This window comes from Levilactobacillus fujinensis, from assembly GCF_003946335.1.
GTDB classification, from domain to species: Bacteria; Bacillota; Bacilli; order Lactobacillales; family Lactobacillaceae; genus Levilactobacillus; species Levilactobacillus fujinensis.
The window spans coordinates 66638-90715 of record NZ_RHNX01000008.1; the positions used below are offsets into that span (position 1 = coordinate 66638).

At 47.4% G+C, this 24078-nt stretch carries 18 protein-coding genes; 14 read left to right on the forward strand and 4 right to left on the reverse strand.

Features of this window, described 5'->3' with window-relative positions:
* The first annotated feature begins 142 nt into the window (after positions 1 to 142).
* Both EKM89_RS04810 and addA read left to right on the forward strand, forming a co-directional pair.
* Positions 143 to 3748 carry a PD-(D/E)XK nuclease family protein gene (locus EKM89_RS04810; protein ID WP_125686198.1) on the forward strand — a complete coding sequence of 1202 codons (3606 nt, stop codon included), beginning with the start codon at positions 143 to 145 and terminating at the stop codon, positions 3746 to 3748.
* Positions 3732 to 7508 (forward strand): helicase-exonuclease AddAB subunit AddA, encoded by a 3777-nt coding sequence (gene addA / locus EKM89_RS04815; RefSeq protein ID WP_125686199.1) that lies wholly within the window; start codon positions 3732 to 3734, stop codon positions 7506 to 7508. The genes EKM89_RS04810 and addA overlap by 17 nt, the downstream gene beginning before the upstream one ends.
* 185 nt (positions 7509 to 7693) lie before the next feature.
* Here the strand turns inward: addA and EKM89_RS04820 are convergent, their stop codons facing one another.
* Together EKM89_RS04820 and EKM89_RS04825 are read right to left on the reverse strand one after the other, a co-directional pair.
* Positions 7694 to 7885 carry a hypothetical protein gene (locus tag EKM89_RS04820; protein WP_125686201.1) on the reverse strand — a complete coding sequence of 64 codons (192 nt, stop codon included), beginning with the start codon at positions 7883 to 7885 and terminating at the stop codon, positions 7694 to 7696.
* 64 nt (positions 7886 to 7949) lie between these two features.
* Positions 7950 to 9119, reverse strand: a complete 1170-nt coding sequence (locus tag EKM89_RS04825; RefSeq protein WP_125686203.1) for an acetyl-CoA C-acetyltransferase — start codon at positions 9117 to 9119, stop codon at positions 7950 to 7952.
* 546 nt (positions 9120 to 9665) lie between these two features.
* Here EKM89_RS04825 and EKM89_RS14035 point away from each other — a divergent pair.
* From EKM89_RS14035 to EKM89_RS04865, 11 genes are all read left to right on the forward strand, one after another.
* Positions 9666 to 9818, forward strand: coding sequence for a hypothetical protein (locus EKM89_RS14035; RefSeq protein ID WP_164510503.1), 153 nt, complete (start codon positions 9666 to 9668; stop codon positions 9816 to 9818).
* 39 nt (positions 9819 to 9857) lie between these two features.
* On the forward strand, positions 9858 to 9992 hold the full coding sequence (locus tag EKM89_RS14295; protein ID WP_125686205.1) for a transposase: 135 nt from the start codon (positions 9858 to 9860) through the stop codon (positions 9990 to 9992).
* Between the two features lie 64 nt (positions 9993 to 10056).
* A complete protein-coding gene (locus tag EKM89_RS14300; protein ID WP_263853918.1) occupies positions 10057 to 10191 on the forward strand; it encodes a hypothetical protein in 135 nt (44 codons plus the stop codon).
* Between the two features lie 37 nt (positions 10192 to 10228).
* Complete coding sequence (locus EKM89_RS14040) at positions 10229 to 10378, forward strand: hypothetical protein (RefSeq protein ID WP_164510508.1); 150 nt, start codon at positions 10229 to 10231, stop codon at positions 10376 to 10378.
* Between the two features lie 51 nt (positions 10379 to 10429).
* Positions 10430 to 10693, forward strand: coding sequence for a hypothetical protein (locus tag EKM89_RS04835; protein WP_125686207.1), 264 nt, complete (start codon positions 10430 to 10432; stop codon positions 10691 to 10693).
* Positions 10694 to 10842: 149 nt separating this feature from the next.
* On the forward strand, positions 10843 to 11091 hold the full coding sequence (locus EKM89_RS04840) for a helix-turn-helix domain-containing protein (RefSeq protein WP_125686209.1): 249 nt from the start codon (positions 10843 to 10845) through the stop codon (positions 11089 to 11091).
* Positions 11092 to 11267: 176 nt separating this feature from the next.
* The gene (tyrS, locus tag EKM89_RS04845; protein WP_125686211.1) at positions 11268 to 12527 is read left to right on the forward strand and encodes a tyrosine--tRNA ligase; all 1260 of its coding nucleotides are present in this window, start codon (positions 11268 to 11270) and stop codon (positions 12525 to 12527) included.
* A gap of 207 nt (positions 12528 to 12734) precedes the next feature.
* Complete coding sequence (tdc, locus tag EKM89_RS04850) at positions 12735 to 14618, forward strand: tyrosine decarboxylase (protein WP_125686213.1); 1884 nt, start codon at positions 12735 to 12737, stop codon at positions 14616 to 14618.
* Between the two features lie 97 nt (positions 14619 to 14715).
* Complete coding sequence (tyrP, locus tag EKM89_RS04855; RefSeq protein ID WP_125686215.1) at positions 14716 to 16137, forward strand: tyrosine-tyramine antiporter; 1422 nt, start codon at positions 14716 to 14718, stop codon at positions 16135 to 16137.
* Positions 16138 to 16206: 69 nt separating this feature from the next.
* Complete coding sequence (locus EKM89_RS04860) at positions 16207 to 17691, forward strand: Na+/H+ antiporter NhaC family protein (protein ID WP_125686217.1); 1485 nt, start codon at positions 16207 to 16209, stop codon at positions 17689 to 17691.
* A 246-nt stretch (positions 17692 to 17937) separates the two neighbouring features.
* Positions 17938 to 18900 (forward strand): hypothetical protein, encoded by a 963-nt coding sequence (locus EKM89_RS04865; protein ID WP_125686219.1) that lies wholly within the window; start codon positions 17938 to 17940, stop codon positions 18898 to 18900.
* A gap of 190 nt (positions 18901 to 19090) precedes the next feature.
* On the opposite strand, the gene EKM89_RS04870 is transcribed toward EKM89_RS04865, so the two are convergent.
* Together EKM89_RS04870 and lysS are read right to left on the reverse strand one after the other, a co-directional pair.
* Positions 19091 to 20611: a UDP-N-acetylmuramoyl-L-alanyl-D-glutamate--2,6-diaminopimelate ligase gene (locus tag EKM89_RS04870; protein WP_125686221.1), complete on the reverse strand. Its 1521-nt coding sequence runs from the start codon at positions 20609 to 20611 to the stop codon at positions 19091 to 19093.
* Positions 20612 to 20631: 20 nt separating this feature from the next.
* The gene (gene lysS / locus EKM89_RS04875) at positions 20632 to 22143 is read right to left on the reverse strand and encodes a lysine--tRNA ligase (RefSeq protein ID WP_125686223.1); all 1512 of its coding nucleotides are present in this window, start codon (positions 22141 to 22143) and stop codon (positions 20632 to 20634) included.
* A 250-nt stretch (positions 22144 to 22393) separates the two neighbouring features.
* On the opposite strand from lysS, the gene EKM89_RS04880 reads away from it, so the two are divergent.
* A complete protein-coding gene (locus tag EKM89_RS04880; RefSeq protein ID WP_125686225.1) occupies positions 22394 to 23575 on the forward strand; it encodes an MFS transporter in 1182 nt (393 codons plus the stop codon).
* Positions 23576 to 24078: the final 503 nt, after the last annotated feature.

Genomic DNA, 24078 nt, shown 5'->3' on the forward strand with positions numbered 1-24078 from the left:
AAAAATGAGAAAATTTATGGCAAACATTTGTTCGCTTTTGGTGGCGAGTATGCTAGAATATAATTACCTTAGACGCCAGCAATCTGAGTCGGGGATGATAAGTACATAATGACTGCTAGAGAAAAAAATAGGAGGTCGGCTGATGAGTTTACAATTTGTTTTGGGTAGTGCAGGGATGGACCACAGAACGCCCATGGTGACGGCGATGGCGGCGCAGATTACAGCAACGCCAACGGATCAATGCTACTATTTGGTTCCCAACCATATTAAATTTGAAACTGAAGTGGATGTCTTGGCAGCGTTGAAAGACAGACTGGTACCAGATCAGCCGCTATTTGCACAGACACAGGTCCAAGTGTTTTCGTTTACACGATTAGCCTGGTTCTTCATGAAAAATGAGCCCGTTTACCAGCTTCCTCGTATCTCAACGGCCGGTTTGAATATGCTGATCCATCAAATTATTCAGAGCCACGCTGATGATCTGACGATTTTCCGTGGGGAAGTCGATCGGCCTGGGTTTATCACGCAATTAACGGCGCAGTTAGCGGAGTTGAAGGTCGGCCAAGTTACAGCTGCCGATCTCTTAACCGCTGTCGAAAATTTGACGACAACTAATGCCGATTTACAGGCAAAATTACATGATTTGATGGTTTTATACGAAGCTTTTGAGACGCAGATGTTGGGAAAATATGTGGAAAACACAGACTTACTTAACCAATTGGCCGATTATTTGACCACTCAGATTGATTTGAGTCACGCCCATTTTTATCTAGAAGGATTTTCCCAATTGAGTGCCCAGGAACGTAAGCTGGTAGCCGTTTTGATTCAACGGTCGGCTAGTGTTGAGGTGGCCTTAAACCTGGATAAAGGGTATCCGCAGGAGTTGCCAGATACGACGACGCTCTTTTTCCAATCGGCAAAGCTTTATCATCAGCTTTATGTTGAAGCACGTGCAGACAACGTTCCCATCTTGATTGATCGGCAGGCAGCAACCAGTCGGGTTTCAGCAGATCTGCTGGCACTTGATCATTTCTGGCAAGAGACCAATACCTTGTCGCCCCAGCCGAAGCCCGCAGTGGCGGCCTTGAAGGATGTTAAAGTTGTGCAAGCGACTAATCGCTACGTCGAGGTTTCGCACGTGGCGACCCAGATTCGGCAGCTCGTCGCGAGTGGTCAGTACCGGTACCAAGATTTCTTAGTCCTGGCACGGCATTTAGATGGTTATCAAACGGTCATTGACCCCATTTTTAAGGCACAAGAGATCCCATACTTTGATGATGCCGACGTTCAAATGGCCGATCATCCCTTTGTAGAATTAATTAACGCACTGTTCGACGTTCAGCGGAAGAATTACCGGTATGCCGATATCTTTCGTGTATTAAAGTCCGAGCTCCTTTTACCACAAGACGATACTGGTGAACCCCTGAACCTAAATGTATATCGACGGGCATTAGCCCTGACCGAAAATCTCGTCTTGAAGAACGGCTATGAGGGACAATATCGGTGGACACAAGAGAAGGATTGGTTGTATACCCGTTTTTCAGCTGGCGACGATAGTGTTCAGACAACTCATGATGAGCAGGTGACGGCACAGATCAATGTGATTCGTCATTTTGTGAAGGACACGTTGCCACCGTTCTTTGCCAGATTAAAGGCGGCTAAAACGTATACTGAAGCAGCGGCGACACTGTACCAATTTTTAGAAAACCAGGGGGTCAGTCAACGGCTCATGGACTGGCGTGATCAGGCGATTGCGGCAGGCGACCTGTTTCGTGCGGGACAACCAGAGCAGACCTGGGCGACCTTTTGTCAGATGTTGGACGAATGTCATAGTATTTTGGGCGAGCAGCCCTTTAACCAAACCGATTTTCAATCGTTGCTGCAGGCAGGATTTGCTGGAGCTAAATTTAATCAAATTCCATCAACGCTCGATCAAGTCATGATTTCCGAAAGTGGTATCGTGCAGGCAAATAACCGGAAGATAACCTTCCTAATGGGGGCCACAGCAGACAGTATGCCGGATGATCAAGTCCCGACAACGCTACTCGCTGATAATGATCGTCAGGACCTGAGCGAACAGTTACAGGCGACGGATGCCAACAGTTATTTACGTGATGATGCAGCGACCCAGCTAGCTGGTGAACCCTATCTGAACTATCTTGCATTTTTGAGTGGGAGTGACCAGTTGATCTTTAGCTATCCAGCGACGAGTGATGACGCTGGTAGCCTCCAAATTTCGCCGTACGTTGCGCGGATTCGCGATTACTTTAAACTGCCTGTGATGTTGGTGGCAGCAACCCCAGCGGCTCAGCAGACGGATATTTTGCCGTTTGTGGGGACGCGCCGCACAACGTTACGCCATCTTGTGCAAGCTAGTCACGATAGCCAAACGCGTGAGCAGCCACTGTCACCAACCTGGCTCTACGTTTTGCGTTTATTACGTGCGGATCCGAATTACGGTGAATTGACGACTAAACTACTAGGAAGTCTCAGCTATCGCAATGTCCCCCAACACCTGACGCCGGATATCGTAACGCAGCTATATGGCAACAAAATCAGTACGTCCATTTCCAAATTGGAAGAGTACTACGCTAATCCATACGCTTACTTCCTGAAATATGGTTTAAAACTACAGGAACGGGACGTTTTCGAGCTCTCACCAGCTAGCACTGGCGAATTTTTCCATGCGACAATGGATGGCCTGATGAAGATTGTTAATGACCAAAAGCTGAACTTGGCGGACTTAGATGACCAACAACTACGAGAGATGACGGATGAAGTGATTGCGAAGGTCTTAGATACCACGACCAATCCGCAGTTTGCCATTTTAGAGAGTTCTCACCGGATGGTCTACATTCGTCAGCAGTTGATTAAGACGATGCGTCAGATGGCTAAGACGCTGCATGAGCAGAGCAAACGGACGAAGCTTCGGCCTAAACGGACTGAAGTTCAATTTGGCTTAGGGGATGAGCGCGGATTAGAAGCCCTGTCGTTTGATTTAGAAAAACGGCGGAAGGTCACGGTTCGCGGTCGAATTGACCGGTTGGATGCCATGCAACTACAAGATAAGACGTATCTGGGAATCGTTGACTATAAGAGCTCCGAGCATAAGTTTAGTTATCAGGATGCTTATTATGGACAGGCGATGCAGATGCTAACGTACCTGGATGCGGTTAAGAAGAACCTGCCCGAACTTCTGGCAAACGATACGCCAGTTAATGCTGAGTTGGCTGGGGCCGTCTACCTTCATTTGCAAAATCCAATTTTAAAGGCCGCAGATGTTCTGGGAACTGACCCGTTGGAAGCCTTACTCAAGGCGGAACAGTATCAAGGTTTGTTGCTGGATGATCCGGACTTACTAACCAATCTAGATTCCTTATTTGCAACGGATAATTATAGTGGGAGTTCACTGTTGTTCCGTGGATTGCGGCGCACAGTTAAGGGGACGATTACCTCTTACAGTAAAATGTTGGTCAAACCAGCCGAACTAGATTTATTGCTTGAACACACTGAACGGCTGATTAAACGTGCGGCGACGGAAATCTTCGATGGGCACGTGGATTTAGCGCCATTTCGGGAGCAGAACCGAACGGCATTACAATTTTCACCGTATAAGTCGATTATGCAGTTTGACCCACTGCTAAAGGAAAACAACTACCGGGAATTGCCGGCACTCAAAAAAGATGATGTGATGGCCCGAATTAGGGCCGAACAAGAAGAGGAGGCAGCCGATGAGCGCGAAATTTAGTTTTACGCCTAGTCAAGACCAGGCGATTCACCAGACCGGAAATAATCTACTAGTGTCCGCATCAGCCGGGTCTGGGAAGACCAGGGTGCTGGTTCAGCGGGTTATTGAACACTTGAAGTCGGGGATGGGAATTGATGAGATCTTAATCGTGACCTTTACCAAAGCAGCGGCTGCTGAAATGCGGGAGCGGATTCAAACCGCCTTACGGCAAGAACTGGCGGCCAATCAGGGAGATAGTGACCAACAGGCATTTTACTTACGTCAGTTAAACCAACTGCCAGTGGCTGATATCAGTACACTCGATGCGTTTTGCCTCCGTATTTTGCAGCATTACTATTACGTAATCGATCTCGATCCGGTTTTTCGCTTACTCGCTGACGAGACCGAGAATGCGTTGCTTCGAGATGAGGTGTGGTCGGATCTACGGGAACAACTTTATGCGAACGACGAAAGTGGTTTATTCGCGCGTTTGACGGAGAATTTTTCTGGCGACCGTAGCGATGATGGATTGGCTGATTTGGTTCAGCAGACCTATACCTTTGCCAACGCCACACCGGATCCGGTAGCTTGGCTAACGCATTTGCCTCAACTGTATCGGTTAGATAGTGATTGCTTGACCCAGACCACGTTCTATCAGCAGAAATTAGCGCCCATGTTTACGGCACAACTAGAACAGGTTCAGGCTGATCTAACCAGTGCTGAACAGCTAGCGACTAATCATAACTTAGAGAAACAGGCGGCCCACCTAGGAGCCGTGTTGGCTAGCCTACAGAATGTTTTAGAACTAGTCTCTGCTGGGAGCTGGAACGATTTGCGGGCAGCCATTCAGGATTTTACGTGGGGCCGTATGCCCAATATTCGTAAAACTAATGAAGACTATCCGGTCTACAACGAGCTCAAGGCGACCTATTATGATCCGGCCCGGAAACAATTGGATGCGCTCAAGAAGACCTACTTGCTCCAAAGCGAAGAGCAGGCCATGACAACTATTGAAAAGTCCGGGGAGTTGGTTGGCGAGTTGGCAAGCGTTGTTGCCGCATTTCGGCAAGCTTACCGTACCGAGAAGCAACGGCGCCATGTGTTGGACTTTGCGGATATTGAACATGCCGCACTGGAAATCTTAACCAGTGGTACCGAACAATCACAACACGTTGCCGCGCAGCTACGTGATCAGTACGCTGAAATTATGATCGATGAATATCAAGATACAAATGGCTTACAAGAGGCTATCTTAACGGCGATTGCTGAGCCGGCACCACAAGGGAACTTGTTTATGGTGGGAGACGTCAAGCAATCGATCTATCGATTCCGACAGGCTGATCCGACACTATTTATGGGAAAAACGGACCATTACATGGCCGACGAAAACGCGGGGCAACTGATTACGTTGGCCGAAAATTTCCGGTCAATGAAGAATGTCGATGATTTTACCAACCTTATTTTCAAACAATTGATGGATCGTGAACTGGGTGAGATTGCCTATACGGGTTCAGCTCAGCTAAAATTTGGAGCGACTTATTATCCAGAAGATGTTGAAAGTACGGCAGAGCTTTTGGTTTATCTGACCGAGGGTACTGAAGCGTCGCAGGATGGGGAGCCGATGGATGAGACCTTCCAGGTTGACGATAAGCATCAGGGTGAAGTCCTGATGACTGGGAAGAAAATCCAGGGATTGATTGCGGCTAAGACCCCAATCTATGACCGGGAGAAGAAGCAGATTCGACCCATGGCCTATCGGGATATCACGTTGTTAACGCCAACGCGGACCAACAATCTGATTATCACCGATGAGCTTCGACGAATGGGAATCCCCATCGTGGTCAACGATGCACAGAACTATTTTAAGACAACCGAAATCCAGATTATGATGTCTCTGCTGCGAATTATTGATAACCCTTACCAAGACATTCCACTAGCGGCCGTCTTGCGCTCACCGATTGTCGGACTCAATGAAAATGAACTCGCCTTATTACGAATCAATCAGAAGACCGGGGACTATTACCAAGCGCTCTTACATTTCCAGCAGACCTTCGCAACGGGAACTAGTAGTGACATGCAGCAACGCGTCTACGAAAAAATCAGTCATTTCTTAGAGCAACTGCAGACTTTCCGCGACATTGCACAGCAAAATGAATTGGTTACGCTGATTTGGCGGATTTACCAGGAAACTGGCTTTCTAGATTACGTGGGTGGGATGCCAGCTGGGGAACAACGGCAGGCGAACTTACACGCACTGTATGAACGCGCTCAGAGTTATGAAAAGAGTAGCTTTAAAGGACTCTTTCAATTTGTCCGGTTCGTCGAGCGTTTACAGCAACGCGATGCCGATTTGGCTGGTGCACCGGTACAAACGGCCGAGAACGCTGTGTCTGTGATGACGATTCACGGAAGCAAGGGACTAGAATTTCCAGTTGTTTTCATTATGGACGCCTCACGTCGATTTAATCGGCAAGACCAGCAAGGCAATTATGTTATGAGTGGGAGGACCGGGATTGGGATCGACTACTTGGACACAGATAGTCGAATCAAGGCCCCCAGCCTGCAGAAACTAGTGACCGCCCAAGCGATTTCACGAGCCAGTCTAGCCGAGGAAATGCGTAAGTTATACGTGGCGTTAACGCGAGCAGAGTCGCGACTCTATATTGTGGGATCACATAAATCCCAAGAAGAGGCGCTTAGTGCTTGGGAACAGGCTTACCAGAGCCCCAATCTCGTGTTGAATGCTACGTTGCGGGAAAAGAACACATTAGCTAACTATCTAGATTGGATCGGAATGTGCTTAATTCGTGATCCCCATTTTGAGTCGGAGTTACGGACGGAGACCAGTGCTTTCTCTGGCCTGGCAGGTGATCCGGCGCAATTCAAAGTATCCTTTGCGACAGCAGCAGACGTCGAGCCAGCTCAGTCGGTTGGCGAAGCCGCTGCTGATTGGCTACAGGCAGCTAGTCAGTCTGCCGAAAAGGTAGCGGATACCGTTGTTTCTGGTGAGCAGATCAAGGCCATTATGGACTTTCAATATCCGCATCAAGCAGCGACAGAGACGACTGCTTATCAGTCTGTCTCTGAGGCCAAACGATTATTTGAGGATCCCGATAATGCGACGATTGGGGAATACCAACCAACCAAGCGGGGGCAAGCCGGACGGCGTTTTGTCACGCATGACTTTGCACGGCCAGCGTTTTTACAAACGGTCAGAGAACCCCTCCCTACGGAAATTGGGAGTGCGACCCACTTAGTTTTACAGCAGTTAGATGTGACGACCGCACCAACGAAAGCCAGTGTTCAGGCGTTGATTGACCAGCTAGTCGCAGACCAAGTCTTGTCGGCTGAGGTCGCACAACGTGTGCAACCCGAGCTGATATTACGGTTCTTTGCGAGTGAGTTAGGGCAGAAAATTTTAGCAACTCCCGACCAACTCCAACGAGAAGTACCATTTTCACTTTTGATGCCGGCCCGAAGCCTATTCCGCGACTTTAAAGAGCTAGATTCTCAAGTCCTAGTCCATGGGATCGTCGATGGCTACTTGCTGACACCGACGGGCGTAATCTTGTTTGACTATAAGACTGACCATGTGAATCCACGCGATATCGCCAAGAGTGAGACGAAGTTGTTGGAACGGTATGGTGGCCAAGTTAACCTCTACGCAACGGCGTTAAAGCAGATGACGGGGCAGCCGGTTATTGCGCAGTATCTGTATCTGCTGGCGACGGGCGATTTAGTTTCGGTACCCACGCAACAGATTCAAAATCTAGATGATTAGCGCAAATTAAAGAGCCTGGGCAGACACAAGCGCCCAGGCTCTTTGGTTACGTAATTTTATATGGTCGAAGCGGATGTCAAAAGACAGCCGAGTTCGCTTAAAACTGATAACCAAACCCGCCAAATCCATGATTGTTCGGTCATCAGCCTTAATGCGCGCCACCTAATCGTGGTTTAGCGCACTCTTTATTGATGAATTAACAATAGCGAAGTCAGGATAAACAACTGAACTGCCATGACAACTAGTACGCCTGTAAAATAACGGCTGTAGTGGTGATCACGGTGAAATAAATAGCCAAGGGTACTGGCCAAGGCAATAAAGCCGACAGAGACCAGAATAATCAGTTTGATTTTAACGTCGAAATCTTGCGTTAGCATCGCGTACGCTTCCTTTGCACAGATTAGTTATCGCTATTATACCAGATGACGAGGTACTTGCGAACTAGTCGCGTTCAAGCATGAGAGCAATGCCCATACCACCGCCGATACACATCGATGCGAGGCCGCGATGACCGCCACTCCGCATTAGTTCGTGCAGTAACGTTACGACGATTCGCGTTCCCGAGGCGCCCAAGGGATGACCGAGGGCAATACCGCCGCCATTCACATTCAGCTTATGAGTCGGTATTTTTAAATCGCGGGTAATGGCAACGGATTGTGCAGCGAAAGCCTCGTTGATTTCAAAGCGGTCGATTCCGGCTATCGTCGCGTGTGTGCGCGCGAGCATCTTTTGAATGGCATAGACGGGGGCATAGCCCATAATCGCTGGATCAATGCCAGCTTCCTGATAGCCCGTAAGTGTTGCTAAGTAAGGAATGTTCGCCGCGATGGCCGTCGATTTACGCATAAGGATCATAGCTGCAGCGCCGTCGTTGAGTCCGGCAGCATTGCCAGCAGTGACGGTACCATCGGGTTTAAATGAGGGCTTCAGGGCTGCCAATTGGGCAGCTGAGGTGGTTGTTCGCACGGCCTCATCTGTTGTAATGAGCTTATCGCCAACCGGGACCGGAACGATTTCAGCATCGAAGCGGTGTTCCAATTGTGCTTGGGTCGCATTCTGTTGTGAGCGAAGGGCAAAAGCGTCTTGATCCTCACGACTAACGTGGTATTTCGCAGCAACGTTTTCAGCAGTAATCCCCATAGGAATGTCATCAAACGCATCTACTAAGCCGTCCTTGGCCAAACTATCGACCAGCGTCATATCACCAAATTTATGACCAAACCGCGACTGGGGGCTTAAATAAGGAGCCTGGCTCATACTTTCCGTGCCGCCGACCAGTACAGCGTCCGCATCACCCAATAGAATGGCGCTTTGGCCGAGACGAATGGCTTTTAAGCTAGAGCCACAGACCTGATTAACGGTCATCGCGGTACTCGTAACGGGAATACCGGCGTGAAGTTCAATTTGGCGAGCAACGTTTTGTCCCTGGCCGGCTTGCAGAACCGTGCCAAAGATGGTCTGCTGAATCATGGCGGGTGCGAGACCACTTCGTTCGATGGCGGCCTTTGCAGCGAGGGTCCCCAGTTGAACGGCGGAAACGGACCGGAAATTCTTACCAAATTTTCCGATGGGGGTCCGGACCGCGCTAACAATTACAACTTCTTCTGCCATGCTATTAGTTTCTCCTTTTCCGATAATGTCCGAATCTCTAATATAACCGACTTTGCGAGATTTGTCTTGAAATTGCCCCGTAATTACCAGTAGATTTGAATTTTCTTAAATTTTTTCGACCGGTATCGGGTTAATTATGAGAAATAATCTAATCGCTTGTTATCACTGGATTCTTAGCTAATTGGATTTACTAATTAATACTAGAAACCGAGAGTTAATTACAAAAAACGTGATTTTGGCGCTTGCAATTCAAATCTGTTCATGATAGAGTGTACCCAACATCAAAAAGCGAATAAGAAATCTTTCAAACGAAGTAGTGATCTATCTGGGAGCTCAGAGAATTGGCGGTCGGTGCAAGCCATGCAGGGTAGGTTTAACGAAATACGAAAGTTGTTTCTTCGGGGTATCTCCACGTTATCGGGGATTAAAGTGTAGAGGCTGAAAGTCTCTGAAGCTGGGTGGTACCGCGCTAAAAGGCGTCCCTTCTATTTTGTATATAGAAAGGACGTCTTTTTTGATGTTAAACAAACTAGTTGGAGGCATTGGATGATGAAAGATATGAACTTAGGCGTAACGGATGATCGGCTGCACTGTCCTGAATGTGGGGATATTGTCTTTAAGAAATTGGCGGGAACGGCAACGTTGGAATGTACGAATTGCGGCCACAAGATGGCAGAATTGGAAAAACTGACGCACTAATTGAAAACGACTGACAAGATTACTGGGAGGTAATGACTCATGAAAAATACCAACTTAGGCTTAACCGATAGCAAGCTACACTGCCCCGAATGTGGTGATGTTACATTCACTAAGGTCACTGGGAAAACAGCTTTTGAATGTACAAACTGTGGTCATCAGGTCGATAAGCACTAGATAAGGTTGGCCTGCTAACATGATGCAAACGGAATTTCAGACAATTACTGGGAGGTAATGACTCATGAAAAATACAAATTTAGGTTTAACCGATGACAAGCTGCACTGTAGCGAATGTGGGGACGTTATTTTCACTAAGGTCGCTGGGAAAGCAGCGCTAGAATGTACCAGTTGTGGTCACCAAATCGACAAGCAATAGAACGATACAAGACATACTGACTGGGAGGTCATGACTTATGAAGAATGCAAACTTAGGCTTAACCGATGACAAGCTGCACTGTAGCGAATGTGGGGACGTTGTTTTCAAAAAGGTTTCTGGCGAAGCAACACTGGAATGTATGGGTTGCGGGCACCACGTTGACGAACTACAGAAGCTGATTCACTAGACTGACGGGTAGCGAAAAAGAAAAGTCTACTATTATATAGGAGGAATGAGTATGCAAGAAGTAAACCAAGCAACAACGACTGTGGTGGAAGAACACCCAGTACATGCAAAATTGATCAGTGGGGTAGTAGCATTAGTAATCCTATTACCATTAATTATAACTATTTCAGCAGCTAAATGGGCATCGATTACCTTACTGCCGTTATTAATTATTGCAGTTTCATTAGGAGCAAGCGTCATTGGCGTTTGGCGAGTAAGCGAACAGCTTGTGACTGTAATTAGAGAGGGTGGGGATAGTGACTTCCGCGAAAGATAGTGGTTATAATTATATAGCTCCAGAATCGACGTCATGTGGTCAAATCCCATATGGCGTTTTTTGTTGGGATTAATTAGAATTAACACTAAGTTAGCATTATAAATTATACTGGCTTGTAATATAAATTTATTGTTGGAGGGACCCAAAGTATGATTGATTTGAGAGATCGAGATATTATGTCGTCAATGGAGGCAGCCAAACGGTGGATGAAGGCCGATGACTACGTGCGTCAAGTTTATCGTAAAACCCCGGAACGTTTTCCATCTGGGACGATTCGTAAGTTCGGTAAACAATTAGTTGTTACGAGGAAAGGAATGGAGGTGGTAACGGGCGAAACTGAAATTGAAGCAAAACAATTTGCGAGTATTCGGCAGGATCCCAATATTCGCGACCTCTAATGAGATGAAAAATTTAGTTGACTAGTTTTTGGCGTGTTTTCTAGCTATAACTCTCTTATATCTACTTGACAACGCTTTCATGGTTAGCTATCTTTTGGTTGTTTAGGTGTAGTCGGTTTTCAATCGATTATACGATCCAAAAAATTTTGGGTACTTAGTGAAAGGGGAACAAGCTAATGAACATTATTGATGAGTTAACTTGGCGTGGCGCAATCAATCAACAGACAGATGCTGAGGGATTGAAGAAGCTGACATCGGAGAAAAAGATTTCGTTGTACTGTGGGGTCGACCCAACCGGTGATAGCATGCATATTGGGCACTTGATTCCATTTATGATGATGAAGCGCTTCGAGCTGGCTGGGCATCATCCATACATCTTGATTGGTGGTGGTACCGGGAGTATCGGTGATCCGAGTGGCCGGAAGACAGAACGGCAATTACAGACCATGGATAAGGTTCAACATAACGTGAAGGCCTTGTCTCGCCAGATGCACCGTCTGTTTGGTGGCGACTCGAACGTAACCATGGTCAACAACTATGATTGGTTGTCCAAGATTTCTTTGTTGGATTTCCTGCGTGATTACGGGAAATTAGTTAACATTAACACCATGTTAGCCAAGGATATTGTGGCTAGTCGGTTGGACACTGGGATTTCATTTACGGAATTTACTTACCAAATCCTACAGTCCGTGGACTTCCTGACCTTGCACAACGAACATAACATCCAACTACAAATCGGTGGGGCCGACCAATGGGGGAACATTACTGCCGGGATCGATATGATTCATAAGATCAAGGGTTCCGACGAAGAAGTTTATGGCCTGACGATTCCACTGATGTTGAAGGCGGATGGTACGAAATTTGGGAAGACCGCTGGTGGTGCAATTTGGTTAGATGCGGACAAGACCTCACCTTACGAATTCTACCAATTCTGGCTTAACCAGGATGACCGTGACGTTGTTCGTTACCTTAAGTTCTTTACGTTCCTAAGTCAAGATGAAATTCGCAGCTTAGAAGATAGCGTTGAGAATGAACCAGAACAACGATTGGCACAACGGCGGCTGGCAGAAGAGGTTACGCGCTTCGTGCATGGCGAAGAAGCTTTGGAATCCGCAAAACACATTTCAGAGATTCTCTTCGCCGGTGATATTCAGAAGCTGACGATGACGGAAGTTCAAGAGGCCTTTGAAAAGGTTCCAAACGTTTCGATTACCTCTAAGCCAGAAAACATTGTCACGTTACTGACCGATACGACGGCTGTAGAACCTTCACGGCGCCAAGCACGTGAGGACATCGAAAATGGTGCGATCACGATCAATGGCGAACGGGTTACGGATACCAACGCTGAATTGAACCCGAAGGATAACTTCTCCGGCAAGTTCATGGTTATCCGGCGCGGGAAGAAGAATTACTTCTTAGCAAAAGTTGAAGATTAGAGAAAAATAAGTTTTTTGTAATGAGATACCCTGTAGCGGGTCTGATATTGTATATCAGGCCCGCTTTTTGATTCTTTGAGGGTGCTCATAAACCGATAAACGGTCCTAGCTTGTTCTAATTTTAACAAAAGACCCTTTACAGGGTATCGATGAAAGCGTATTCTTTTGGGTGAACAAGGACAAACAAATCTGTAGGAGGTAAGTGACATGGAAAAAGACACAAAATCACTTAAGGATTTAGATTTAAATGCTCTGTTTATCGGAGACAAAGCAGAAAATGGGCAATTATACAAAGACATGCTTAACAAGTTGGTCGACGAACACTTAGGCTGGCGGAAGAACTACATACCATCCGATCCGAACATGATTGGACCAGATGATCAATCTTCACCAGAATTTGAGAAGACGGTCAACCATATGAAGACGGTGCTGAACCAATTGTCCGAACGTATCCGGACGGAATCAGTTCCTTGGCATTCAGCTGGTCGCTACTGGGGCCATATGAACTCTGAAACGCTGATGCCAGCATTGTTGGCTTACAACTACGCCATGTTATGGAATGGGAACAACGTTGCTTATGAATCATCACCAGCAACCTCCCAAATGGAAGAAGAAGTTGGCCAAGAATTTGCTCGTATGATGGGCTACGATTACGGCTGGGGTCACATCGTTGCTGATGGGTCATTAGCTAACTTGGAAGGCCTCTGGTATGCGCGGAACATCAAGTCATTACCATTTGCCATGAAGGAAGTTAACCCTGAATTAGTGGCTGGCAAGTCAGATTGGGAATTATTGAACATGCCAACCAAGGAAATCATGGACCTGCTTGAAAATGCCGGGACTGAGATTGACGAAGTGAAGAAGCGCTCCGCACGTAGCGGTAAGAACTTACAACGCTTAGGCAAGTGGTTAGTACCACAAACGAAGCATTACTCATGGATGAAGGCTGCTGACATTATCGGTATTGGTTTGGACCAAGTTGTTCCGGTTCCAATCGATAGTAACTACCGGATGGATATCAACGCTTTGGAAGACATCATTCGTAAGTTTGCTGCCGAAAAGACACCAATTCTTGGGGTCGTTGGGGTAGCTGGTTCGACCGAAGAAGGTGCCGTTGATGGTATCGACAAGATCGTTGAACTACGGAAGAAGTTACTTAAAGAAGAAGGCATCTACTTCTACCTTCACGTTGACGCTGCTTACGGTGGTTATGCACGGGCATTGTTCTTGGATGAAAACGACAAGTTTATCCCATACAAGGACCTTCAACGTGTTCACGCCGAAAACCACGTCTTCACTGAAGACAAAGAATTAATCAAACCAGAAGTTTACGCTGCGTATAAGGCCTTTGATGAAGCAGAATCAATTACCATTGATCCTCACAAGATGGGCTACGTTCCTTACTCTGCTGGTGGGATCGTTATCCAAGACATTCGGATGCGGGACACGATTTCTTACTTTGCAACCTACGTCTTTGAAAAGGGTGCCGACATTCCAGCCTTACTGGGTGCATACATTCTTGAAGGTTCAAAGGCCGGTGCTACCGCCGCTTCCGTATGGGCTGCACACCACACATTGCCATTGAACGTCACTGGTTATGGGAAGCTGGAAGGTGCTTCAATTGAAGGCGCCCACCGTTACTACGACTTCCTGAAAGACTTGAAGTTCGAAGTTGCTGGCAAGAAGATTTCCGTTCACCCATTAGTTTCCCCTGACTTCAACATGGTTGATTACGTGCTGAAAGAAGACGGCAACGATGACTTGGTTGAAATGAACCAATTGAACCACGCCTTCTACGAACAAGCTTCGTATGTTAAGGGCTCACTTTACGGTAAAGAATACATTGTTTCTCATACAGACTTTGCTATTCCTGACTACGGTGACAGTCCACTTGAATTCGTTAAGAGCTTAGGCTTCAGCGAATCAGAATGGCGCCGTGCCGAAAAGGTTACGATCATCCGGGCCTCAGTAATGACGCCTTACATGAACCGTAAAGAAAACTTCGATTACTTTGCACCTGAAATCAAGAAGGCCATTCAAGCTGATCTTGAAAAGGTCTACGAAGCTGCTAACCAAAAAGAAAACGCTTAGCACATAAATGCATAATGTTTCATTGTAGGTCATTAGGGGTAATGGCCTACTGCTATTATTAAGTATCTTATTTTAATATTTGAAGGGAAGCGCGAACATGGATAATCAGGCTAAAAAACTTAGTCTCGGCACATTTATTGGGATGACCATGGCCCTGTGTGCTACTGTACGTTCGATTCCTTCAGTTGCCGCAACTGGTTGGACGCAAATTACCTATATGGTCTTTGCCGTCGTCTTCTTTGCTTTACCAGTTGCACTGATTTCCGGGGAATTGGGAACCATGATGCAAGCTGAAGGTGGGCCGCAGTTATGGGTCAAGTCAGCATTAGGTGAAAAATGGGGTTTCGTTACCGCATGGTTGCTCTGGGTACAAATTTTCCCAGGGATGGTCATGGTGGCTTCAACCATCGGTCCACTGTGGGGGAACGTCTTTGGTAACGTCGCTTTAGGGAATAACCACTGGTTCATTCTCGCTAATATCTTAGGTTTCTACTGGATCATTACCGTCCTAAACTTACGGTTCGATATGGCCAAAGTTGGTGGGAACATCGGGGTTTGGCTCGGTGTTTACATTCCAATCGTCATTATGCTGATCATGGGGATCGCTGCCATGATTAAGACCGGGATCAACCCTAATGGGTACCTGGGAACCTTCACTTGGGGCAAATTAATGCCAAGTCTGGACAACCTGCAAACGTTACAATACTTCGCAGCCATTTCCTTCATCTACACGGGTCTGGAAATGTCTTCTGTCTTCATTCCACGGCTTCACGATGCCAAGAAGACCTACACACGTGGGATCTTCGTTGCCTTGATTGGGTTGGTTCTGATGAACATCATGAACTCCATCTTGGTTGCTAACGTTGTGCCTGAAGGCAAGATTCAATTGTCAAACATCACCCAACCAATCGTTCTCTGGTGCCAGATCTTAGGCTGGCCAACAATGATTGCCAACATCTTTAGTTTCATGGTCGTTATTGGTGTGCTGATTCAGTTGTCTGCTTGGGTTACGGGTCCTTCAAAGGCCATGACACAAGTTGCTCGTGCTGGTCAATTACCTGCTAGCTTTGGTTTCCACAAGACTAACAAATTCGGTGTTTCTCGCAACGTTGTCTTGACGCAAAGTACCTGCATTTCACTTTTCGCCTTACTTTATGGGGTAATGAAAAACGTTAACGGTGTCTTCTTAACCTTAACGAACGCAACGACTGTCATCTATGCTTTGGTTTACGTTCTGATTGCCATTGCAATCATCCGTTTACGGAAGAGTCAACCAGAAGTAGAACGTCCTTATCGTTTGGGTAAGACGGGTAATGGTTTAGCTTACTTCGTTGCTGGTTTATTATTCTTTGGTATCATCGTGATTATTGCTGCGACCTTGGTTGCAAGTAACTTAATGCAAGCGATCTTCGTGGTTATCATTACGGCAATCCTCTTCATCATTCCGCTTATCATTGATAAGAACAAGAATGCTGAATGGATTGAACAGGTGAACACAGATCTAGCACTCGACAAATAAAATCTTTGACTCGGTGAAAAGGGCTTACTTGTTGGTAAGCCCTTTTTCGCTTAAAGGGGTGTAACTATTATGGAAGAAAAAAAGAAACCGGAGATACATTTTTCACTGGTAGAGTCGTTGGTCATCATGGTGATTATGTTTGCCATTCTAGGGACCATGATCATCGGGATGAAGATGTCGCCCCAAATTCCAATTTTGTTTGTTTTTACGCTGTTAATGTTCTATGGTCACTTCCGTAAGGTTTCCTGGGGAGACATATTTGACGGAATTACTGAGGGGATTACGCCCGGGATTATTCCAATTTTGATTTTTCTAATGATTGGCTTGTTAGTATCGAGTTGGTTGGCCTCCGGGACAATTGCAACAATTATGGTCATCGGATTTAACATTCTTTCCGTCAAATTTTTCTTACCAACGGTCTTTATTATCTGTGGTATCGTCGGGATTACCGTCGGGAGCTCATTTACGACGGTTTCCACGATGGGCATTGCCTTCATGGGTATCGGCCACATTCTGGGGTTTTCCGATGCGTTAACTGCCGGTGCGATTGTTTCCGGTGCGTTACTGGGGAATAATTTATCGCCGTTGTCGGATACCTCAAACCTAACAACGGGATTAACTAAGGTCAACCTGTACAAACATTTGTTTAACATGTCGCATACGATTGCGCCATCCGCGCTAATCGCTTTGGTTCTCTACTTCGTTTTGGGGAACACCTCCCACACAGCAAATCTGAGTCGAATCCATGCCATTTCCAGTAGCCTTGAACAGTCCTTTGCTGTTTCGGTCTGGTCGTTGCTCCCGATTCTGGTTCTATTACTGTTGGCTTGGCGGCAAGTTCCAGCAATTCCTTCCCTATTATTGGGAACGATTACGGCGCTGATTTTAGTGATCATCCGGGACCCCTCTTACGGCGTTAACCGTATCAGTAACTTATTAATGGGCGGAAATATTGCGAAAACACCGTCCCATACGGTCAATGAACTGATGAGCGGCGGGGGAATCACCAACATGTTGGGGTCCGTATCATTGATTATTGTTGCCTTAGCTTTGGGTGGCCTACTGATTAAATTCGGGGTCGTCCATACGCTGATCGACAGCATCAAACCGTACGTAAACAAGCCAGGGAAATTGATTCTGTTTACCGAGTTAAGTGGTATTGGGGTCAACTTGATGGTTGGGGAACAGTATTTATCCATCATCCTGCCAGGAACGACCTTCAAGTCGTCCTACGATCGGCTGGGATTGGATCGGAAATACTTGTCCCGAACGTTGGCAACTGGGGGTGCGGACATCAACGCTTTGGTTCCTTGGGGGGTTAGTGGAATCTTCTTCTCAGGAACGTTAAACGTTGATGCGTTGCAGTACATTCCTATGGCATTCTACACGTATATCAACCCAATCATGACGATCATTGCCGGCTTCACGTTTGTCTCTTGGAGTTACAAGAAACATCTGGCCAAGGCTGGAAGTGTTGAAGCGATGATTAATAGCTCGGTTGAGTTAGATGAAAAGGATAAGGAAGCGGCGTTAAAAGCCGTTCCCGCAAAATAAAGTGAGTTGATGTGAAGTTAACTAGAGGAGCCCGTAGCCTGGTGGAAGCTATGAGCTTCTTTTGGTATGTACTGCTGGGTAGGCCACACAATATTGGCCGAATAAAGGCGGCAACGCGCAATAAAATTAGTAAATTTAGAAAAAGCCGAGAAAAACGGTGGTACTGACTAATTTCAAACCAGATTTTCCATTCTGCGAGTCTTCTATTATAATGGAGGGTAGGTTAAAGAATAGGGGAATCGAGTTATGGAACGAACAGATTCAACGGCTGAACCAATGACGCCGGCGGAATTTTTAACGCCGCAGCGGTTGGCCCGGTTGTCAGCTAATCAACAAAAATATGCGGCAGCCATCCTTGATGATGTGCAGCGTGTCCGCGAAACGGTCAACTTAGCACAGGGAAGCTGGACGCCACAACAGGTCGCCGGAACTTTGGCGGCGCTACCGACCATGGTCGATCAACCACACTTGTATTTTGTGGCGGTCGTGCCGGTTTTGGCAGCGTACTTTAAGGCCCAAAAATTGGCCAATCTCGTCGATTTAGAAGCAGCGTTGAAGGCAGCTCGGCCCGACTTGGTCGAAAAACATGGTGACGTGGCCGGGGAACAGCAAGCCTATGAAGGGGTTGTGGCGTTGGTTGAGGACTGGGTCCAAGCGATGGTGACGCAATCAGATGTGGCCAATCTCAGTCCGGATGACCTCCAGCACTTTATCACAATCGTCCATACAACGGCCGAATTGATGATTACTGGCAAGCATCTTCAACCTAACGAGTGGGACGTCGAAACGTTAAATGAAATCATGTTTGGGCCCTTTACGCACTTACTGGATGAAGCGGATCGCGTACCCGCACTCTTTAACTTGGTCCCATTTGCGCTGACGACCTTGTTCGATTATTTAGCGGCGCAGAACAAGTTGACGCACGCGGCCGAGTTACAGGACTGGGTCGGTTCACACCACACAGCGTTGGTTACCATGTACGACCCCAAGTTGGAGGGCTTCTTTGAAGACCTGACCACGGCCATGCAGCGGGCTAACGTCGATGCCGATGATCATGATGCCGTCGATGCCTTCACGCAAGATTATCTGCGGGCCCATCCGACTGCCAGCCGCGAACTCTTCACGACTGATCGCCAGTTGACCCACAAGAAGCACATTAAACAGATCAAGTATAGTCAAAAGAAGCGACGAAAACGCCGTCGCCGTTAAACGGGAACTGCGACCGGTTTGAGACTATGGTTATCAGCTGGTTATATTGGGACTAGGCGTCGTATAGTTGGCTGCTGAAAGACCAAGAGGCAATGGTGACCGTTTAGCCAGGCCCAAAGCAGACCAAAAAAGCGTTACGTGGAGGATAGTTGATCCCCGCGTAACGCTTTTTGTACTACTTAAAGGTTGCTTAATTTTCATTTGCCAGTCCGTCAATGACCTCTTGGGCCACGACTGGATCGGAAGGGTAGGGCGTGTCGACCCCGTTGATCTTTTGGTAAGCATCCTCGCCTTTACCGGCCAAAACCACTAAATCATGGTTGGTCGCACTGGTAATGGCGTGTTGGATGGCATCCTCACGCCGGGGAATGATGGTCACACTGACCTTGTTGTGGTCGATGTGGCTATCAATTTCCTTGGCAATGGCGATGGGATCTTCATGACCCGGGTCATCCGTCGTCAAGAATGCCGTGTTGGCGTAATCGTTCAATGCCTTGGCGAACCCCTCACGCCGGTCTTCCCCTTTATCCCCAGTACTGCCGAGCACCGCCGTAATGTGGTGGTCCGGAAATTGGGTATGGAGGAAGCTCAGCAGGGCGTTCATGCTGCCCCAGTCGTGGGCGTAATCGATGTAGATCGTCCCATGGTGCTTGGTGGTCATCGACTCCATCCGACCGGGAATGCTGGTATTTGCCAGCCCAGCTTGCATGTCCGCGACAGATGCACCAGCCAAGCGACTAGCCAGAATGGCCGCCGTGGCATTGCTCTGGTTGAAATCGCCGGGAACGGAAACGTTGTAGGACGTTGCGAGTTCAGCCAAACGGTCGTCCTTTGAATGCACCGTCAAGCCAAATTGGCTATCCGTCAATGTCGCCTCACTATTGGTGATTGAGAGCGTTGCCGCGTCCTGATCGAAGCCGTAAGTGAAGATGTTTTCCGGTGCCGTTGAAACCTTAGCCGCCGCGTAGACCTCTTCAAAATGGTCCATATCAGCATCCACGATACAATTCCGTGAATTGAGCATCAACTGCATTTTGCAAAAGAGATAGTTGGCGAAGTTCGGGTGTTCGTTGACCCCAATGTGGTCGGGCGAGATGTTGAGGAAAATACCGACATCAAACGTCAACCCGTATACCCGGTCCAGGAGGTAGGCCTGTGACGCCACTTCCATGACCAACACCTTTTGGCCGTTGTCGACCGCCTGGCGCATTTCGTGGAAGAGGTCAAATGACTCCGCCGTTGTTAAATGGGCGCGAAATTGGTCTTCCGGCTTGGGACCGATGATGTGGTTAATGGTTGAGAACATCGCCACTTGTTGCGGGTAGGTGCGACTCAAAATGTTCGTCGTCAGGTACGTCGACGTCGTCTTACCCTTCGTGCCGGTGTAGCCGATCAGAAATAGATCGTTTTGTGGGAAGCCAAAGTACAATTGGGCAGTTAAGGACAGTGCCTTGCGCACGTCAGTCACCAAGATGACCGGCACGTCAACGCCGTAGTCCTTTTCAGCCAAGTAGGCAATGGCCCCGTTACTAATGGCCGACTGTAAGTAGTCGACTGAGAAATTGAAGCCCTTGCAGACGAAGAGGCCGTTGGCGCTGGCCTTGCGAGAGTCGTATGCTAACGATGCAAAGTCGACGTCGTCTGAATTTAGCGTTGTGCTCAGGAACAGGTTATGTTCCTGCAGTAACGCAATCAGCTGGTTTGCTCTCATTCAATTGCCCCTTTTCGTGATTAATCGTTGGGCCGCATGGTTGGGAACAGCATCACGTCGCGGATGGAAGCTGCATCGGTCAGCAACATTGTCATCCGGTCGATCCCGATACCCAGACCACCAGTAGGCGGCATGCCGTATTCCATGGCTTCAATGTAATCATTGTCGATTCCGTGAGCTTCTTCGTTACCAGCGGCGCGTTCTGCGTCTTGGCCTTCGAACCGTTGCTTTTGATCGACAGGGTCGTTTAATTCAGTAAAGGCGTTACCGTATTCGTTACCATCGATGTAAAGTTCGAACCGGTCGGTGAAACGAGGGTCCTTCGGGTTCTTCTTTGCTAATGGTGAGATTTCAACGGGATGGCCGTAGATAAACGTTGGGTTAACCAGGTTATCTTGAACCTTTTCTTCGAAGAAGGCGTTGATGATGTGACCGACCTTCCAGTAAGGTTCGCAGTGAATGCCATTTTCCGCAGCTAACTTCTTAGCATCAGCGTCAGACATTGGTTGCCAGAAATCGATGCCAGTCGCATCCTTAACGGCGTCGACCATGTGAACGCGTTTGAATTCGGAATCTAGATCGATGTCTTTGCCCTGGTAGGAAACTTGGCCAGAACCGTTAACCTTGTTGGCCACGAAACGGAAGATGTTTTCAGTTAAGTCCATCACGTCCGTGTAGTCTGCATAAGCCGTATAGACTTCGACCATGTTGAATTCAGGATTATGACGTAAGTCGGTCCCTTCATTCCGGAAGTCCTTGCCCAGTTCGTAGACCTTTTCCATCCCGCCGACGATCAAGCGCTTCAGGTAAAGCTCCGTGGCGATCCGCAGGTATAATGGAATATCAAAGGCGTTGGAGTGGGTGACAAATGGCCGTGCTTCGGCCCCACCAGCCTCCGTCTGTAGGACAGGGGTGTCAACTTCCAAGTAACCTTCGCTATCCAGGTATTCGCGGATAGCCTTCTTGATTTGCGTCACCTTGATGAAGCGATCGAAGCTATCTTGGTTGGCGATCAGATCCAAGTACCGTTGCCGGTAGATAGTCTCGGGGTTTGTCAGGCCGTGGTACTTGTCTGGCAATGGCCGTAAAGCCTTAGATAAGAATTCGAAGTCAGTGAAACGGAGGGTTAAGGCGCCGGTATTTGTCTTGATGACGTAACCCTTGGCGCCAATGAAGTCCCCTAAGTCGAGGGTCTTGTAAAGGGCGTACTTGTCCTCGCCCAGTTCATCTTGCCGCGCGTAACCTTGGACGACACCAGTTCTATCGAGTAAATCGATGAAGCCGGCCTTGCCGCTACCACGCTTACCGGTAATCCGACCCGCAACAGCAACGTAATGCTTGTCTGCCATCAACTCTTCTTTATCGTACTTGTCGTATTTTTCCTGGAGCGACTTACTGTCGTCAGTTCTGTCGAAGCGGTGACCGAAAGGCGCGATGCCCTGTGCTTGTAGATTGTTCATTTTGTCCCGACGAACCTGCATTTGATCATTCAGATCGGTCGGCGTGGCATTATTATTCTTGCTGTTACCCATGTTGTGTCCTCCTATTAAGTATTGATTCAAAAGTTCAATGAATCCAGACCTCCCTTAAATTTAGTTGATTTTGGCGTAATAAGCAAGCCATAAAGGGGGATTGAATGAATGAAGACGCTTACAAAACAATGGCTGTTTCGTTTTTACCGTTTTCGGTCAAATTGATTTCTATCCCACCCTTTCGAGTCCCGGGGGAAACATGATAGACTTAGCACAACTAGTCAGATAAGAGGGGGCAGAATAGAGAGTCATGTTAAAGTTGATGCGTAAAATGTGGCCGTTACTCCTATTAGGATTTCTGGTGAATACCGCTTACAGTGTCATGTGGCCACTCACGACGATTTACCTCCACGGCGACCTGCACTTGAATTTAGTCCAGAGTGGCATTATCCTTGCTGCATATTCTGGATGTAACGTTCTGGGCGGGTATCTTGGGGGTGTGTTGACGGATCACTACTCGGCACGGACCGTTGGTGTTGGCATGTTGTTAGGGTTGATCGGCGATGCGGTCGTTGGTTTCTTTTGGAATGGCATCGTTGCCTATCCCATCGTCTTGATTATCTTCGGTCTACTGACTGGGGGGATGCTTACCCTAATTACGGCGATGACCGCACAGCTGAGCCATTTGGATGGTCGTTTATTTAATCTCCTCTACATATTTATTAATGTTGGGTTAGTCGTGGGGACGGCCAGCATTGGCGTTCTCTACCATAATAGTCTGAAACCAATTTTTGCGTTACTGCTGAGTTGCTACGTCTTAGCAGCCCTTCTGTGGGAGTGGCGTGCTGGTCGCTTCGAGCGACAATCGGTTGGGCAAACACCACGGAAGTCTAAGCCAACGGTTAGCCGGGTGCCAGACGTTCACGGAAAAATATCGCGGACTAGCCTGGTGATTGTTCTACTGAGCCTAGCGTTCATGTGGATGACCTACGCCCAATGGATGAGCAACGTGTCAGTTTACATTCAAAATGAGGGATTGGGCATCAAACTCTATAGCTATCTGTGGGTGTATAACGGGATCCTCTTAATTGTCGTTCAGGCGTTGATGGCTAAAGTTAGTCGTAGCAGGGTGTTACCTTGGCAAATCCTGGGTGGTTTAGTGGCAATTGGTGGTTCGTTTCTTCTATTAATTAGTGTTTCTGGTGTCGGTGCCTTATTCGCGGCAATGACGCTGCTTACGGTGGGTGAGGCGGTCTACGTTCCGGGAGTCCCCGCACTGATCAATTTATACACGGTAGGTAATGAAGGTCGCTATCAGGGATTGGTCAACGCTTTTTCTTCATTAGGCAAAGCGCTAGGCCCAGTCATTGGTGGGGTGGTTATTGGGCAATTTACATCGTTTCCATTACTATTTTTGATTTGTGCGGTAGTCAATGGGGGAGTTGCGGTCGTTTTCTTGGTTGGGGTCGTCCCCACGTTGAAAATGAAGTGATTTGTGAAACGAACTATCTCCAGGCGTGCCCTGGCAAAACGACCGGTGAACTCGGTCGTTTTTTCTTGTTTTCATAGTTGCCATTCGTCTTTGAAAATAGTTTACATTTTTTGCTGATTTTAGTTGACGTGATGTGCTGTGGTTGGTATAGTTATATACGTTGTCACGGCGATTCATCAGCTAGACCAATTCGAAAGATTGAAATTAGTTGTTGACAGTCACGATAACAAAATGTTATATTGATTAAGTTGTCGCGTCTCGACAGCACATCAACGAGAAACGTTGTTAAATCAAACTTCTTGTTGACATCATATTGATTAAATGATATGATTATTAAGTTGTCTGCGAGAGCAGATGACTGGTAGACCTTTGAAAACTGAACATTGTTTCGACAAACCAAATATGTGTAGGGCGGTTTGATACTTGGTATCAAACCCAAAATATTTATTTGCGAAGTCAATTCGCTTTAAAAAATGTAACAACAATCGATGAGCTATTCAAGC